Source organism: Collimonas sp. OK607 (assembly GCF_900111995.1).
Taxonomy (GTDB): Bacteria; Pseudomonadota; Gammaproteobacteria; order Burkholderiales; family Burkholderiaceae_D; genus Collimonas.
The window spans coordinates 61,578-77,904 of record NZ_FOKF01000011.1; the positions used below are offsets into that span (position 1 = coordinate 61,578).

A 16,327-nucleotide genomic window follows, 5' to 3' on the forward strand; every position below is an offset into this window, starting at 1 on the left:
CATGAATTTCTCGTATTCTCGTAATAAATCGAAAAATGATGAGATGAGGAGCTATTTGATTTTAGTTGCGAGTAAGCGACTCTATGAGTTCGTCGTGACGTTCTTTATCGCTCTTGTGAAGATAGGTTGCTGTCGTCGATATATTGGCATGGCCGGCCGTATCCTGTAGCGCCTTAAGAGACACATCATTGTTGGCGTGGGTTGTTAGCATGGTATGCCGCAACCAATGCGTGGATGCCCGGCGTAAAGTCGAGGCGCTATCCATGTCGCCGTCTGCCTCAGCCATGGCGCCTGCGCCCGCGAATAAGGACTTCATCGCATTTGATGCGGCCTCGTCTGCGACCGAAACGAGCATCCGCCCGCGAGTTGACAGCACCAATGGCGTAGACTCATCGCGTTGCGCAGAAGCCAATAGCCCAAATGTCATGCGGTAATCGCGGAAGGCGGCCAGCATTGCCGGCGCTACCGGCAACCTGCGTGGCTTCGATCCTTTGCCCAGCACGTCGAGCCACCACCGCCCATCACCTTCTGTATACATCGAGCCCATCTTGGCCCCGGTCAGCTCGGATAATCGGGCGCCGGTCGTGATGTAGCTGATGAACAAAAAACGGTCGCGCGCCTTGGCTTTTGTCTTTGCGGGTGTTGTTGCGGGTAGCTGGTCAATGGCGGCGTACACATAGTCAACGGCCTGCGTGCTCAGATAGCGGGTGACGCGGGCATCACGGGCTGTTTTGATATTTTTGACCAGGGCGCCGGCGTTGCGTTGCAGATATCCCGCATTCTTGGCAAATTCCAGCAATGCTTTCACCACGCGAAAAGCCTGCCGCATGCTGGGCTCGGAAAGCGGTCCGGAAAACGGTCGCCAGCGCGCATCTTCGCGCGGCCACTTGGTTGTCGAAATCCAGGTTTCCTCCGGTTGCGGGTCTTTCAGGAAAGCCTTATAGGCGGTCAAGTCTTCAATATGCAGCTGGTACAGCATTTTGCCGTGATGCTGGCACCACAGCAGAAAGCGTCCCAGGTCTTTTTTCGTGTTCTTTATCGAATTTTCGGAGAGTTCGCTGCTGTAAAGGAAAGCGCGCGCCAATTCGGAGTCCGAACGTGCCGCCACCAGTGGCCCCGGTTCGCTGCTGCCGGCAAACAGATCCAGGGTCAGCGCAGGGGTTATGACGGCCCTGTCCGGTCGTTCCAGATCTATCAGTGCAAAATGATCCATCTGAAGTTTTGAAGTCAGATAAAAGTGATGAAAACAGACGTATTTCCATGAGATTCGCCAGAATATCACGGCTTTCCATTTAGTCGAGATTATTAACGTAATCTCGACTAAATTGATCTATACGTAATTATAATTACGCTTAAATTACGTAATTTTTATTACATTTCTTGAATAATTCAGTAAAATTCCAGTATCAAAAGCCATTTGAAGGAAAAATCATGTCCGAACGCCAGAATCTCAGCTGGACCGCCTGCGATACCCTTGCTGCCCAAGGCAAAAAGCCCTCTATCGGCCTGGTGCGAGAGTGGACGATTGCGACCACTGGCGCCAAGAAAGGATCTGACGGCGACGTGCAAAAGGATATTAATGAGTGGTATGCCGATTTGCTCAAGCTGAAACGAGACAAAAGTGTCGCGGAACTACCTGATGCCGTGAGCGCCCTCACCCGCGACCTCTGGCGTTTCGCCGTGGAGTCGGCCAACGATACGCTTGCAGCCGAACGCACCGCACTCGCGGGCGAAAAAGCGGAAGCAGAGAAACTGATCGACCTGGCGCAGGAAGACACGTTGGCGGCCATCGAAATCGCCAACGAATTGAAGGGAAAACTAACGATCGCTAACGCCGCCATCCTCGGCCGGGACGAACAGATCAAACGCCTGGAGGAAGCATTGGCGGAGCAGCGTGCCACGCTACGGGCGAAAGACGATCGCATCGCCGGCTTGGCCGCCGACCTGAGTCGCAAGGCCGAGGAACATGCGGCCGGCTTGGCTGAACTGGACGGGCTGCGCAAGCACAGCTTGCTCGAAATCGATAGGGCGCGCGGCGAGTCCAGGCACTGGAAAGCCGAATTCGCACGGGTTGAGACTGAAAACAAATCAGCCGCAAACTCCTATCACGAAAAGATCGCCGTGCTCGATAACGAATTATCCCGTGCGCGCGGGCGACTGGGGGCTGTTGAAGAGTCGCTTGCGGAAGCAAACAGACGCGTGGAGACATTGGTGGCTGAGTTGGCTGCTTCAAACACGGTAGCCCCAGTGACCAAGCAGCGGTTCGGCAGTGGTAAAAGTCGCGGCATAGGCACAGTTCGACGACGCAAACTCTAATTCCCCGCTATATTTGCGTAAATTATTCAAATCTTGATGCGGCGCGCAGGAACAGAAGTATTTCTTTGTAGCGATGTCGAAATGAGTCAGGCTAAGTCGTCATTGTATCGAGCGCGAGCGTTTCGCGTTTTCAACCACTGAGAGGACCACCATGAACTACAGCATCTTGATTTATGAAAACACCGCCGGATTCGCGCTGCGGACAGACCCGGAACTGGCCCCAGCCTACTGTGCCGCCTGGCCCGCCTACACGAAGACGCTTCAGGACGCCGGAATCATGGTCGGCGGCGCGGGGCTAGAGTTGCCTGATACCGCAACGACGATTCGACTGCAGGACGGTAAGCGCCAAGTACAGGATGGACCCTACGCTGACACCAAAGAGCAGCTTGGTGGCTTCTACATCATCAACGTGCAGAACCTGGATGCTGCGCTCGACTGGGCGGCTCGCGTTCCGGCCGCACCAGGCAGCGTGATCGAGGTTCGCCCCACTCTGCAGGTGCCGGGCTAAAGTGCAAACACAGGACGTGCACGGCGCAGTTGAGCGGGCAGCCCGGGATTCCTACCGTCGGCTGGTCGCTTTTCTCGCCGCGCGTTCGCGTGACCTGGCCGCCGCCGAGGACGCATTAGCCGATGCATTTCAGGCGGCGCTTCAGACGTGGCCATCCTCTGGCATTCCAGACAAGCCAGAGGCGTGGCTGCTCGTCACTGCTCGGCGCAAGCTCATTGATGCCGCGCGTCACAACCGGACGCACAACGAAGCCGTGCCGACACTGCTCGCCGTAGCCGACGAAGCCTACGATCTGGCAAGCCACTGCAACGAATTCCCGGACGAACGTCTCAAGCTGCTGTTCGTCTGCGCCCATCCAGCAATCGATGCTGCAGCACGCACGCCGCTCATGCTGCAAACCGTGCTTGGATTGGACGCCGCACGGATCGCGTCCGCGTTTCTCATGAAGCCTTCCGCCATGGGACAGCGGCTCACGCGTGTCAAGGCGAAAATCCGTGAAGCGGGCATTGCGTTCGAAGTGCCCGAGGCAAAGGGGTTACCGGACCGGCTCGGCGCCGTGTTGGAGACCATCTACGCCACGTATGGCACAGGGTGGGACAACGTGGCCGGCGCCGACGCACGCCGCAAAGGCCTCGCTACCGAGGCCATCACGCTCGGCCGCTTACTCTTGCAACTGTTGCCTGCCGAGCCGGAAGTGCAAGGTCTTCTGGCGCTGATGCTAAATTGTGAGGCGCGACGGGATGCGCGCCTGAGCAAAGAAGGCAACTACGTGCCCTTGTCCGAACAAGACACGGGACGTTGGGCATGGCCATTGCTCGCGGAAGCGCATCAACTCCTTCTTAGCGCCGAGCAAGCCAGGAAAATAGGCTGCTTCCAGCTGGAGGCAGCGATCCAAAGCGAGCACACCCGCCGCGCCATGACTGGCCTGACGGACTGGGAGTCGATCGCATTGCTCTACGAAGGACTCGTGCGGCTTGCGCCCACCATTGGCGCGCTGGTCGGCCGCGCGGCTGCCGTCGCCGAAGCGCGCGGGGCTCGTGTGGGATGGTCCTTCCTGGAAACTATCCCGTCCGAGTCAGTCATGACCTACCAGCCGTATTGGGCGCTGGCGGCACATCTGCTCAGAATGCTCGCTCGTGAAGACGAAGCTCAAGCTGCCTATAGCCACGCCATCGGCTTGTGCGAAGACCCGGCAATGCGCGCATTCCTTGTAGGTAAAGCTTCGCGCGCGTAAGCGCCTGGCTGTCAATCTTTTCCGTCTCGACGGATAACATTCATCCGCCCATCTCTCAAAAATAGCGCAATGTTGAATCGGGCCTCGTCAGATAACCGTTTCCAGATGCTCACGAAGTCTCGCAATATCTCCTTCGACGTCAGCCTGCTTCATGACGTCGTGGGAGGAAAATGCCGGAAGGATGTCCGCGCCACAAAATTTGTAATTGGCGGTATTGTTTACGAACACATCATCGACTGTTTTCCCTCGAAACAGAACCTGTTCTGCATCGCCGAATGCCGCTTCGGGGGCATTCCAAGTCAAGGAAAGCATATATTTCTTGCCTTGCATCTTGCCGCCAGTACCGTACTGTTTGCCTGGATCCTGCCGAGTGCGCCCGTCGTCTACTAACAAACTCTGTTGAACGAGGCCGGCTGTGAACACCTCGTCGACGTATTTTTTGTATATCCAGGGCATCCCGAACCAGTAAACCGGTGATTGCAGAATGATGATGTCTGCCTTGACGTGCTTTTGGACTTCGCTGTCGATGTCGTAGCCCTCTTCAATGTTCGTTTGTATGACTTCGTAATCCATCTTCTCCATTTCCTCCTTGATGATTCCGGCCATAGTCTGGTTCAGTTTGCCGGTGGAAATGCCTTGGTAGAACTGGTGCGCGTTGATTATCAGTACTTTTTTCATCGTTGATCCTATGTGATTGCCGTGGTAAATGCGGCTTTGAATAGCTTGTTTAGTGACTGCTATTGTGAGCCCGGTGAATGCAAACCGGTTTGCCAGATTTGATCTTGTTATTGCCTAATATGATGAGTTGATAGCGAATTCGAAAAGCAGGCCAGCCGATGGTGCTAGACTGGGTTTTGATTTTTTTCTACGGCGATAATATGAAATCAGAGAAAAAAATGCCTTTGGCGAGCGCAGATAACCTCGCTCAACTGGTCGGTGACATTGCACAAACCGATGGGGATTACACTACGCAAATCCCGGCATTGACGATTTATCGTCGTAGTGCGGCGACCGACCCGATGCCATGCATCTATGGTCTGGGGTTGGGTATAACGGTACAAGGCGGCAAACGTGTCACGCTTGGCGATGAGATTTTTGACTATGGGCCAGGACAATCGCTCGTTACCTCAGTTGACCTGCCTGTGGCGTCCTACGTCACGCGTGCCGATTCCGCCGAACCTTATCTGGGCGTGCGTCTTGAATTGGATGGCCGCGTCATTGCCCAGGTGGCAGCAGAGATGGCTTTTGCGGCGCCGCTCAAGGTGGCGACCTCGCGCGCGATGTCCGTTGAGACATTGGATGGTGGCCTGCTGGATGCACTGATCCGGCTGATTCGCCTCTTGGACGAGCCGCACCTGATACCACTCGTAGTTCCGCTGATCCAGCAGGAAATTATTGTCAGGCTGTTGAATGGCGGACATGGACAGACGTTGCGCCACCTGGTCACGGTCGGTGCGCCTGGTCAGCAGATTGCCAAGGTAATCGCTTGGCTGAAGCAAAATTTTACGGCGGATATTCCCATAGATGACTTGGCTACCAGAGCCCACATGAGTCCTTCCACCTTCCGACAGCACTTTCGTGCGGTGGCTGGCATGAGTCCCTTGCAATATTTGAAGCATCTACGCCTGCAGGACGCCCGCCAACTGATGCTTAACGAAGACCTGGATGCCAGCAGTGCTGCGATACGCGTGGGATATGAGAGCGCCTCCCAGTTCAGTCGGGAATACACCCGCTTGTTTGGAGCACCCCCATTACGGGACATCAAACGGTTGCGGGAATCTGCCTGACATATAGGTTTTATCTTGGCCTTTTTTAGCGATAAAACATAGAAATAGGCAAGATATTCGTCAGAACCGGCAAGCTAATCTCTTTGGCAAAGGCCCATAATTTACGCATTGGCCAGTGTCCATTTCCAATGCCATCAAAGTTGCTGGCGCCCTGCACCTCATGCCCGGTATCGAGCACGCAGCCAAAGAAAATCCGCCATGCCCCACCCTACTCACACTATGGAGAACCGCCACCCATGAGCACGCTCAACGTCAACGGCCGTCAGTATACAGTCGATGCCGATCCCGGCACCCCAATCCTATGGGCCTTGCGCGATACGCTCGGCATGACCGGTACCAAGTTCGGATGCGGCGCTGCACTTTGCGGCGCCTGCACCGTGCATCTGGACGGCCAGGTCACCAGATCGTGCATTACACCAATCTCTGCCGCTGAAGGCAGGAAGATCACCACCATCGAAGCCACGACCGATGGCAGCGACCCGGTCGGCGCCGCCGTACACGCGGCATGGGTCAAACACGACGTAGCGCAGTGCGGCTACTGCCAGAGCGGCCAGATCATGAGTGCGACGGGTTTTCTCAAGTCGCTGCCGCGCGGCAAGCAGCCGACCGCCGCCGAGATCGACTCAGCGATGGCCGGCAACATCTGCCGCTGTGGCACCTACGTCCGCATCCGCGCTGCGGTGGCCGATGCCGCCAAAACCCTCGCCTGAAGGAACTGCCATGTTGCCCAATGTTGATTACAGCGAAATGCCGCGCGCTCTGCGGCACCTGCTGACCCGAGGACAAACCGAAGAAGTTGCAATGCTCCCGCGCCGCCAGTTCCTGAAGCTGGCAGGTTCTGTCGGCTTGGCGCTCGGCGCTTTTCCCCATCTGGCCATAGGACAAACCACCAGTAACGGCCAGGCTGTCAGCGCCCTCAAGCCGTCCCAGCAGCCGTCTGCCTTCGTACAGATCGCTCCCAATGGCGAGGTCACGATAGCCGTCAACCGGCTAGAGTTCGGTCAGGGCGTGCAGACCGGTTTGTCGATGATTCTGGCCGAGGAGCTGGACGCCGACTGGAGCCTGATCCGCAGCAGGCATGGATCGAACGACCCTGCCTACGTTGACCCGCTTTTCGGCATTCACCTCACCGGTGGTTCCAATTCGGTCAAGAACAGCTTCACGCAATATCGCGAGCTCGGCGCGCGTGCCCGGGCCATGCTGATGGGCGCCGCTGCGGCGCGCTGGAATGTCGACGTAGCTACCCTGCGCACGGAAGCTGGTTCGGTGCTGGGAACCGGAGGGCGAAAGCTGAGTTACGGCGAACTGGCGGAAGCTGCGATGACCTTTCCCGTGCCCGAGAAAGTCACGCTGAAAGATCCCAAAGATTTCCGCATCATCGGTCGTCCCGCCACACGTCTGGACGCGCGCGCCAAGAGCAGCGGTCGACAGCAGTTCGGAATTGACGTCCACCTGTCTGGTCAATTGACGGCTGTGGTGGCGCGCCCGCCGATGTTCGGCGCCCGTCTGGTGTCGGTGGACGATAGCGCGGCACGCGCCGTGAAAGGCGTGAAGGCAGTGCTGCGCGTGCCGCTGGATCGTGGCGCCGAAGGCGTAGCCGTGATCGCCGATGGCTACTGGCCGGCCAAACAGGGGCGCGACGCGCTGAAGCTGGAGTGGAATACCGCCGCCGTCGAGAAAGTGGACAGCGAAAAGCAGCTGGCCCAGTACCGCGCCCTTGCCGCTCAGCCTGGAGCGCGCCAGTTCGACGCAGACATGGCGCCTTTGGCGACAGCTCCCCGTCAATTGGAAGTCGAGTACGTATTTCCCTACCTGGCCCATGCCGCCATGGAGCCGCTCAACTGCACCGTCGCGCTCACCAGTGATCGTGCAGAAATATGGACCGGTTCTCAGTGCCCCGGCCTGGACGGCGCCGCAGTCGCACGCGTCCTGGGCATCAAGCCGGAGCAAGTGGAGGTGCATGTGCAGATGGCAGGCGGCGGTTTCGGCCGGCGCTTTTCCAGCGGCAGCGATTTCGTGGTCGAGGCCTGCGAGATCGCCAAGGCCGCCCGCGCCGCCGGCTTGAACGTGCCGGTACGTACACTGTGGAGCCGCGAGGACGACATGCGCGGTGGCTACTATCGTCCGATGCATTTGCACCGCGCGCGCATCGGTTTTGACGAGCAAGGCAAGGTGCTGGCCTGGGACCATGTCATCGTCGGTCAGTCCATCACCACGGGTTCTGTGTTCGAACAGTTCCAGGTGAAGAACGGTATCGACGCCACTGCAACGGAAGGCATGCGCGAACCTTATCCGCTGCCGATGCGTCTGACGGTTCATCACCCCAAGCTCAACGTGCCGGTACTGTGGTGGCGCAGCGTAGGCTCCACCCACACCGCCTTCGTGATGGAAACCTTGATCGACGAAATCGCCCGCAACACGAAACAAGACCCGGTGGCCTATCGGATGCAGCTGTTTGGCGACAAGAATGCTCGTCACAAGGCTGCCCTGCAATTGGCGGTGGACAAGAGCGGGTATGGCAAGCAGCAGTTACCGGCCGGACGCGCCTGGGGCGTCGCTGTGCATGAATCATTCCAATCTGTGGTGGCATACGTGGTGGAGGCCTCGGTACGAGACGGCCAGCCGATACTGCACCGCGTGACCGCCGGTGTGCACTGCAATCTTGCGGTCAATCCGCGCAGTGTGGAGGCGCAAATACAGGGTGCGGCTGTCATGGGATTATCGATGTGCCTGGCAGGCTCGGCCATCACGCTCAAGGATGGCGTTGTCGAGCAAAGTAACTTCAGCGATTTCACTGTGGCGCGCATGACCGACATACCGACGTTAGATGTCCACATAGTACCCAGTGCCGAACCGCCGACCGGCATGGGCGAACCGGGGCTGCCGCCACTGGCTCCTGCTTTCGCCAACGCCATTGCGCAGCTGACCGGCAAACCTATGCGCCAGCTGCCGTTCAAACTGACGTAAGCCTGCGCCATGGAAGATCTCGATACCCTGGTCTTGCGCACCGCACTGGGCTGGCAGACGGCGGGCCTGCCAGTAGTGCTGGTTACCGTCGCGCGGACCTGGGGTTCATCGCCTCGGCCGCCCGGCTCGCTCATGGCCATCAACGGGCGGGGCGAGACCGTCGGTTCGGTGTCGGGCGGTTGCATTGAGGACGATCTCATTCTCCGCATCCGGAAAGACGGAATACAGGCCGTCTGCTCCAGTGGCCTGCCCGCCGTGTTGCGCTACGGTATCTCAGCCGACGAAGCGCACCGCTTCGGCCTGCCTTGCGGGGGTACCGTGGAACTGGTGCTGGAGCCGGCATCGTCGCATAGCAAGCTGGGCGAACTCCTGCTGGCCTGTGAGCAGCGGCGCAGCACCGAACGGATGCTAGACCTGCACACCGGTCGAGTGGAGCTACGCGACGGCAGGCGCGATGGTATTCCCCGGCTGGACGACAAACAGCTGACCACCTACCTGGGGCCACAGGCACGTCTCATCGTTATCGGGGCTGGAGACTTATCGCGTTACCTTTGCCAGATGGCGTTGAGCCTGGGTTTCGAGGTGATTGTCTGCGACCCGCGGGAGGAATACCGAGCCGGCTGGCAGCTGGATGGCGTGGTGGTCAGCTACGAAATGCCAGACGATCTGGTTCTGCGGTTGCAGCCCGACACGCGCACTGCCGTCGTAGCTCTGACGCACGACCCCAAACTAGATGATCTGGCCCTGATCGATGCGCTACAGTCCAAGGCCTTCTATGTCGGTGCGATCGGTTCGCGTCGCAACAGCGCGCAACGCCGCGACCGGCTACGTACTTACTTCGACATCGCGGAGCCCACGCTGCAGGGTCTACATGGACCCGCTGGCCTGTACATCGGCAGCAAGACTCCCGCCGAGATCGCGCTATCTATCATGGCCGAGGTTGTGGCCGTGAAGAACGGGATTGTCCTGTCCTCACCCACGCCGGTCGTGGCTGGCAAGTCACTGTACGACAGCCACGGATATCAGATGCCAGCCCCGCTTTCAGCAACCATGTTGCCAAACTGACATCCCCCACATATTATCCCTTCAATGACCTACATGAATCTAGCCCGGTTTCATTTCTTAATCTAATCCGCCCGCCATCCAGCTTCCGAAAGTTTGGAGATAAAAAAATCGGCCAAGACCCTGATCTTCGCCGCTCGGGCGCGGTTGGAGGGAGTGACAAAATACAAGCCACCTTCCGGCAGACGCCACTCGGTCAATATGGCCTCAAGCTGCTTCTCCCGCAGGAACTGGGCCGCTGCGAACTCAGGGAGCTCGGCAATGGCGATTCCAGCAAGGACCGCTGGCAAAAGCGCTTCCAGGCTCGTTCCCCCGTAACATCCCGGATGGTGTGATCGCACATTCCTCGCCGCTTGTTCGATTGGTGAAGCGCCACACATCGTGCTTGCTCCTGCTCATATAGGAAAGGCATTGATGCGCGCCGAGATCCTGCGGATGCCGGGGATAGCCGTATCTCGACAGGTAGGCGGGTGAAGCCACGACAAACCGGCGTACCGGCGCGATGAGGCGCGCGACCAGCGACGAGTCTTCCATGATGGCGATACGCAAGGCCGCGTCAAACCCTTCTCCGATCAGATCGGCATGCGCGTCCCCGAGGTGAAGATCGACCGAAATATCGGGATAGAGCCGAAAGAACTCGGGTAGCAATGGCGCGACCCAGCGAGATCCAAATGACAAAGGTGCGGCCAACTTGATGAGCCCACGGGGTCGGCTCGAGGTTTCACGCGCAAAGTCCTCCGCCTCCTCGGCCACCGAGAACATCTTCCCTGCCCGCTCGGCCAGTGAATGGCCATAGTCCGTCAGCGACAGCCGCCGCGAGGTTCGGTTGAACAGGCGGCCGCCCAGCCGCTCCTCAAGACGCGCGACTGCACGGGACACCGTGGCAACCGACACTCCCAATGCTGCGGCAGCCGCGGCGAAGGAGCCCTCCTCGGCGACTTTGGCAAACATTGCAAGGCCTTCAAAATCCGGTAGTTTCGACATCTACAAATCTGCAACGATAGTTTTCAATTATTGCTATTTTAAAAAATGGCATGATGCCATAAATTGGTCTTGTAACGCCATACATCCACACGAAGGAGAAATTCATGTCACGCAAACTCGAAGGAAAAATTGCCGTTGTCACCGGCGGCACCACCGGAATCGGCCTGGCCACGGCCAAACGTTTCGCATCGGAAGGCGCGCAGGTCTTTGTGACCGGCCGCCGCAAAGCTGAACTCGACGCCGCTGTAGCGGAGATCGGGTCGAGGGCTACCGGCATACAAGCTGATTCCGGCATTCTCACCGATCTCAATCGCCTCTATGAGCGCGTCAAGGCGGAGGCCGGTCGCATCGACGTGCTGTTCGTAAACGCCGGCGGCGGCTCCATGCTGCCCTTGGGATCCATCACCGAAGAGCAATTTGACGACACGTTCGGCCGCAACGTGAAGGGTGTGCTCTTCACTGTCCAGAAATCGCTGCCGCTGCTAGTCGACGGCGCATCGGTAATTTTGACTGCTTCCAACGCCAGCATCAAGGGCACACCTGCATTCAGCGTTTATAGCGCCTCGAAGGCTGCGGTGCGCAACTTCGCCCGCAGCTGGACCCTCGACCTCAAGTCGCGCGGTATCCGCGTCAACGTCATCAGTCCCGGCCCAATCAAGACCCCGGGCCTGGTCGACCTTGCCGGCCCCGACGCCGCGCAGCAACAGGGCTTGCTCGACTACATGACCACGACCATCCCGCTTGGACGCGTCGGCGATCCCGACGAAGTGGCGAGTGTCGCTGCCTTCCTCGCCTCCTCCGATTCGAGTTTCATCGCCGGCACGGAGATCTTCGTCGACGGCGGCCAGGCGCAGATTTAACAGGGACATCCGGATGGCTGATCTCGAATTCGAACCGGCCAGCTAAATCACAAACTGAAGGAAATGATCATGATTGAAGTTTTTGCATTCGCGACGCCAAACAGCGTCAAAGTCCCCATCGCACTGGAAGAAATGGGACTCGACTATCGGTTAGTTCCAGTCAACCTGCGTCAAGGCGAGCAGAAAACAGCTGCGTTCAAAGAAATGAACCTCAACGCCAAGGTCCCTGTACTGGTGGACCGCGACCCCAAGTCCGGGGATGGCAAGGTGGTACTCAGCGAGTCCGCCGCAATCCTCGTCTACCTCGCGGAGAAAAGCGGGCAACTTTTGCCAACCGAAGAAGGCCGCCGCGGAAAGGTGTTCGAACAGCTTTTCTTCCACGCTTCCGGCTTGAGCCCTGCCTTCCTGCAGGCGTTCCAGGTTTCGATACAGTCGCCGCCGCAGCCTGAAGCCAAGGAACGCGCGCTTGCGGAAGTCGAGCGGGTGCTCGGCGTACTCAACCACGTCCTCGAGCATCACAAGTATGTCGCCGACAACGAATACAGCATCGCAGACATTGCCCATTTCGGGTGGATTTGGCGCCATCAGGCAATCGGTGCGTCTCTGGACAAGTTCCCGAACGTACGGCGCTGGTATGGCGAAGTCTCGACTCGATCCGCAGTCGTCGCTGCGGTCGAGAAGACCTTGGCGCTTGCCCGGTAGCACGGCAGCGCGATTCACATCGTCCTGGTGCATCCGCTTCAGGACATGGGCATAAAAGAAATTTTCACACCATGTGGCCGCAAGCGGCCGACAGCAAAAGTTTAAGGAGAAATATTATGAAAGACCGTACCCATGAACTGCTTTTTCGCAACCTCCAGGAGGTTTTCGGCGAAGGCGACGCAGTGCGTCGTCGCGCAGCGATCAAAGAGCTTTATACCGAAGACTGTATGACTTATACGCCCATGGGCGTTATCCTCGGGCACGATGCACTCGACAAATTCTCGGGTGAACTGCGTGCGACGCATCCGCACTTCGTATATACGCCGCACAGCAAACCTCAGACCCTTCATAACGCCGGTCGCATAGCCTGGGGGTCCGGTCCGCGTGGCGACGCTCCCGAGTATACGGGGTGGGACGTGATCATCGTTCGGGACGGAAAAATCGCAGCGCTCTATGTCTTTCTCGATTCCGAGCCATCGTGACCAGCCGTTGATGTCTCGCGTTTTGACAACCGATAAATAAGGTATCCGGGGGTATCCGCTGCCGCCATAGGTAGCGGATAACGCGAGAGTCCAGTTCGCAGAATGCGGCCGACATCCCGGGCGCCAGTATACGTGCGCACGCTTCATTTTATTCCCCGCAACGGGGAGCAGACAGAAAAATATCGCGAGAATAATTTCCGGACGCCCGCAGTTATACAAGTGACGACACACACCAGTGTTTCCAGAACAGGAAACATGGATAGCCCCCGCAGCGCAAAAGACGTGCTACGGCGCAGTGCCGCCCCGGTTGGCACCTGATAACACTCTGGTGTTCATTTGATTGGCAAACCAACGCTTTCCCCGGTTTGTCATGCATTGCTATCTTTCGCGACCTTATAGGAGATCATCATGAAATCCGCAAAAATCATTCTCGCCATTGGCGTCACGCTCTTCACTCTTGCCGTTGCCGGATGCGCACAGCTTGATCCCATGAATGCAGCCTCGGGCATGTCGTCAGATCCGGGCAACATGTACTCCGGACAGTGACGCAAGCTGCAACTGCCCGTTGGCCAGGTCTGACGACGGCTGCCGGGTTATTTTTCCTGGCAGCCGTGATCCCATTCATATGATTATTCATTGGAGGTAAACCATGAGCCCCATCCACTCCATGAAGCGCGACCGCTGGTTGAACGCTCACTACGCGTCTATCGCCGTCGCCATGCTGGTAGCCGGTTGTGCCACGCCGGCATCCATTCCGCCTGGCGCCAGTCAGAACGAAGTTCAGGCTCGGCTCGGCGCTCCGCGCGAGGTCTATCACCTGCCGGATGACACCACACGCTGGCTTTATCCCACGCAACCTGCCGGCGAATACACGTGGGCGGCCGACATCGACTCGCATGGGCGAGTGGTCAGCATCAAGCAGGTATTGACCATCGAGGAATTTGGCCGGGCCAGGATCGGCCAGTGGACCACGCAGGATGTGCTGGTGCATTTTGGCAGACCGGTTGAAACCGCCTATTTCCCGCTCATGCGGCGCCATGTCTGGAGTTACCGCTTCCTGCAAGACGGCGTGTGGTATTCGATGATGCATTTTTACTTCGATCCGGATGGCGTATTGCGCCTTACCCAGGCAGGCCCGGATCCGGAACAGGAACAAAACTGAAAATGATTGTGAACCGGACTACCCGCCCAGACATCGTCAGCGGGTAAGACGGCGCCACCGAGACTTTGATGCGTTTCCGCTAGGCAAGTGGCATGAGGATCTCCGCGTATCTGCGCGTATACCGCCGCTCTCTTCGTTTTATTCCCGGATTTGTCGCGCCAGTCAAAAAATATTGCAGGAATAAATTCCGGTCACTGGCGGTTATGGGGGTATGAGCGTCAGCATTTCAGGCGCCCGGATGCTGCGAGCATCTCTCGACCGGACAGGCAATGGAGCAACTCATGAGAAACGATGACAAGGTACTCTCATATGGTTGGCGTAATCGCCAAATAGACCAGATGCAAATCAGCGAAAGCGGGAGATCACCGTGATCGCGGCCGACAACTCACGCCGGTCACGTCGATTCGAAGAACTGGCGTTGCCGCATCTGGACGCTGCCTACAACCTGGCACGCTGGCTGACCGGCAACGCGAGCGATGCCGACGATGTCGTGCAGGATGCGTACCTGCGCGCCTTCCGGTTCTTCGACGGCTTCCATGGAGACAACCCACGCGCATGGCTACTCGCGATCGTTCGGAACACCTGGTTTACCGAATGGCGCAGGCGGAACGATGCGGCTGACGACACGCCTTATGACGACGCACTGCACGACGACGAACGACTCCCGGGATGGGTCGACGAGATCGGCAGCGATCCCGAAACGCTCGCTGTGCGGCGCGACGATGTGGACATGATTCATCGCGCGCTCGGCGTATTGCCGGTCGAATATCGCGAGGTGCTGGTCCTGCGCGAGTTGGAAGACATGAGCTACCGCGACATTGCGACCGTCGCGGGCGTTCCGATCGGCACTGTGATGTCGCGGCTGGCGCGTGGCCGCAGCCTGCTTTGTGCAGCAGTGCGCAAAGCGCAGGGGGCGATGCCTTCGGAGCTTGCTCCCGCGCGCGGCAAGACAGACGGCAACCTGGTCAGGATGCCTGCGCCGGGTTCACCAAAAGGAGTTAAATAATGGATAAGAAAGAAACATTAAGCTCGCTTGGCAGTGTGCTGCGTGACGGATCACTCTATCATCGCGCCCCACCCCATCTGCGCGCGCGCGTGCTCGCCGAATTGCAGCGCGAATCAATGGGCGAGTCACCGCGCGAGTCTCCCCGCCGCACCCTCTTCGCATGGGGCGGCTTCACTACCGATGGCGTGCGGGCATGGCTTAACGGCGGCGTTACTGGGATCGCGGTCTGTGCGCTGGCATTGAGCGCGGCCACCTTGATCCAGCGACCGGCGCCGACCGGCTCAATCGCCCAGGAGATTGTGTCGAGTCATGTGCGCGCGCTGTTGTCGCAGCATCCGATCGACGTGGTGTCGACCGATCAGCACACCGTCAAGCCGTGGTTCAACGGCAGGCTCGACTATACGCCGCCAGTCGTCGATCTCGCAGCACAAGGTTTTCCGCTCGTCGGCGGGAGAGTCGACTACGTGAGTCACCGCACCGTCGCGGTATTGATCTATCGCTATCAAAAGCACCCCATCGACCTGTACATTTTTCCCGATACAGACGGTGCGCCGGCTCCCGCCGCTCGGGCCTCGGATGGCTATGCGATGGCTCGCTGGCAGCGCAACGGCATGACTTACTGGGCCATCACCGATGCCCAATCTACCCACCTGCAAGCGTTCGAACAAGCGGCGCAGGCCGAGGAGGACCGTGAAGAAAACCCGCCGCAGGAAAAAAATAATAAGGAATAAATCGAGATTGACGGGAATATTTTCCACGCGTTCCGAGTTATACCGTTTACAGGAATGGATTACATCGACCGGCCGCCAACAAACTTGCAAATCGAAAGGATTTCGCCATGAAACAAGATCACATATTCCTTGGCCTGGGCTTGGCCGTGCTGATGGGCTTCGGCAGCACGGCAACAGCTGCCGGCGATGCGATACGCGGCCAGCAGCTCTACCAAACCATGTGCATGTCCTGCCACTCGATTGACTATAACGGCGTCGGGCCGGCACACAAGGGGCTGTTTGGCAGGAAAGCTGGAACTCACGCTGATTATTCCTACTCACCAGCGGTGAAGTCATCCGACATCGTGTGGACCGAGAAAACGCTGGATAAATGGTTGTCAAATCCCGAGAAACTGATCCCGGGGCAAAAAATGGGTTTCATGGTGCCCGACGCAAAAGATCGCGCCGATTTGATTGCCTATTTGAAGAAGGAGGCGGGACGAGAAGATAAACCCTGACCACTCGACCGACCTGTTAAACACTTGTT

Annotated in this window: 16 protein-coding genes and 2 pseudogenes; 15 read left to right on the plus strand and 3 right to left on the minus strand. The window is 58.1% G+C overall.

What is annotated here, in order from left to right:
• Positions 1 to 61: 61 nt before the first annotated feature.
• Positions 62 to 1,213 carry a tyrosine-type recombinase/integrase gene (locus tag BM029_RS09970; RefSeq protein WP_092435417.1) on the minus strand — a complete coding sequence of 384 codons (1,152 nt, stop codon included), beginning with the start codon at positions 1,211 to 1,213 and terminating at the stop codon, positions 62 to 64.
• A gap of 218 nt (positions 1,214 to 1,431) precedes the next feature.
• Between BM029_RS09970 and BM029_RS09975 the strand changes: the two genes are divergently transcribed.
• From BM029_RS09975 to BM029_RS09985, 3 genes are all read left to right on the plus strand, one after another.
• Positions 1,432 to 2,316, plus strand: a complete 885-nt coding sequence (locus BM029_RS09975) for a DNA-binding protein (protein ID WP_092435420.1) — start codon at positions 1,432 to 1,434, stop codon at positions 2,314 to 2,316.
• Positions 2,317 to 2,467: 151 nt separating this feature from the next.
• Positions 2,468 to 2,824, plus strand: coding sequence for a YciI family protein (locus tag BM029_RS09980; RefSeq protein ID WP_092435422.1), 357 nt, complete (start codon positions 2,468 to 2,470; stop codon positions 2,822 to 2,824).
• Between the two features lies 1 nt (position 2,825).
• Entirely contained in the window at positions 2,826 to 4,058 is a 1,233-nt protein-coding gene (locus BM029_RS09985; RefSeq protein WP_092435426.1) for an RNA polymerase sigma factor, read from the plus strand.
• An 87-nt stretch (positions 4,059 to 4,145) separates the two neighbouring features.
• On the opposite strand, the gene BM029_RS09990 is transcribed toward BM029_RS09985, so the two are convergent.
• Positions 4,146 to 4,736, minus strand: a complete 591-nt coding sequence (locus tag BM029_RS09990; protein ID WP_092435429.1) for an NAD(P)H-dependent oxidoreductase — start codon at positions 4,734 to 4,736, stop codon at positions 4,146 to 4,148.
• A gap of 158 nt (positions 4,737 to 4,894) precedes the next feature.
• Here BM029_RS09990 and BM029_RS09995 point away from each other — a divergent pair, with 158 nt between their 5' ends.
• The 4 genes from BM029_RS09995 (at position 4,895) to BM029_RS10010 (ending at position 9,877) form a co-directional block, all read left to right on the plus strand.
• On the plus strand, positions 4,895 to 5,845 hold the full coding sequence (locus BM029_RS09995; RefSeq protein WP_244544990.1) for an AraC family transcriptional regulator: 951 nt from the start codon (positions 4,895 to 4,897) through the stop codon (positions 5,843 to 5,845).
• A gap of 236 nt (positions 5,846 to 6,081) precedes the next feature.
• Positions 6,082 to 6,555, plus strand: a complete 474-nt coding sequence (locus tag BM029_RS10000; RefSeq protein ID WP_092435432.1) for a (2Fe-2S)-binding protein — start codon at positions 6,082 to 6,084, stop codon at positions 6,553 to 6,555.
• A gap of 10 nt (positions 6,556 to 6,565) precedes the next feature.
• Positions 6,566 to 8,812 (plus strand): xanthine dehydrogenase family protein molybdopterin-binding subunit, encoded by a 2,247-nt coding sequence (locus BM029_RS10005; protein WP_092435435.1) that lies wholly within the window; start codon positions 6,566 to 6,568, stop codon positions 8,810 to 8,812.
• A gap of 9 nt (positions 8,813 to 8,821) precedes the next feature.
• On the plus strand, positions 8,822 to 9,877 hold the full coding sequence (locus BM029_RS10010) for an XdhC family protein (protein WP_092435437.1): 1,056 nt from the start codon (positions 8,822 to 8,824) through the stop codon (positions 9,875 to 9,877).
• A 62-nt stretch (positions 9,878 to 9,939) separates the two neighbouring features.
• On the opposite strand, the pseudogene BM029_RS10015 reads toward BM029_RS10010, so the two are convergent.
• Positions 9,940 to 10,858, minus strand: a pseudogene (locus tag BM029_RS10015) (LysR substrate-binding domain-containing protein).
• 104 nt (positions 10,859 to 10,962) lie between these two features.
• Here BM029_RS10015 and BM029_RS10020 point away from each other — a divergent pair.
• From BM029_RS10020 to BM029_RS10050, 8 genes and pseudogenes are all read left to right on the plus strand, one after another.
• Entirely contained in the window at positions 10,963 to 11,718 is a 756-nt protein-coding gene (locus BM029_RS10020) for an SDR family oxidoreductase (RefSeq protein ID WP_092435440.1), read from the plus strand.
• Between the two features lie 69 nt (positions 11,719 to 11,787).
• Entirely contained in the window at positions 11,788 to 12,420 is a 633-nt protein-coding gene (locus BM029_RS10025; protein WP_092435443.1) for a glutathione S-transferase family protein, read from the plus strand.
• A gap of 116 nt (positions 12,421 to 12,536) precedes the next feature.
• Positions 12,537 to 12,902 carry a nuclear transport factor 2 family protein gene (locus tag BM029_RS10030; protein ID WP_092435446.1) on the plus strand — a complete coding sequence of 122 codons (366 nt, stop codon included), beginning with the start codon at positions 12,537 to 12,539 and terminating at the stop codon, positions 12,900 to 12,902.
• 408 nt (positions 12,903 to 13,310) lie between these two features.
• On the plus strand, positions 13,311 to 13,448 hold the full coding sequence (locus tag BM029_RS25890) for a hypothetical protein (protein WP_170851038.1): 138 nt from the start codon (positions 13,311 to 13,313) through the stop codon (positions 13,446 to 13,448).
• A gap of 103 nt (positions 13,449 to 13,551) precedes the next feature.
• Complete coding sequence (locus BM029_RS10035; RefSeq protein ID WP_244544991.1) at positions 13,552 to 14,064, plus strand: dethiobiotin synthetase; 513 nt, start codon at positions 13,552 to 13,554, stop codon at positions 14,062 to 14,064.
• A 358-nt stretch (positions 14,065 to 14,422) separates the two neighbouring features.
• A pseudogene (locus BM029_RS10040) lies at positions 14,423 to 15,070 on the plus strand (RNA polymerase sigma factor); the annotation flags it as partial.
• Positions 15,070 to 15,801, plus strand: coding sequence for an anti-sigma factor family protein (locus BM029_RS10045; protein ID WP_092435454.1), 732 nt, complete (start codon positions 15,070 to 15,072; stop codon positions 15,799 to 15,801). The pseudogene BM029_RS10040 and the gene BM029_RS10045, both read left to right, overlap by 1 nt.
• A 107-nt stretch (positions 15,802 to 15,908) precedes the next feature.
• Entirely contained in the window at positions 15,909 to 16,298 is a 390-nt protein-coding gene (locus tag BM029_RS10050; protein WP_244544993.1) for a c-type cytochrome, read from the plus strand.
• Positions 16,299 to 16,327: the final 29 nt, after the last annotated feature.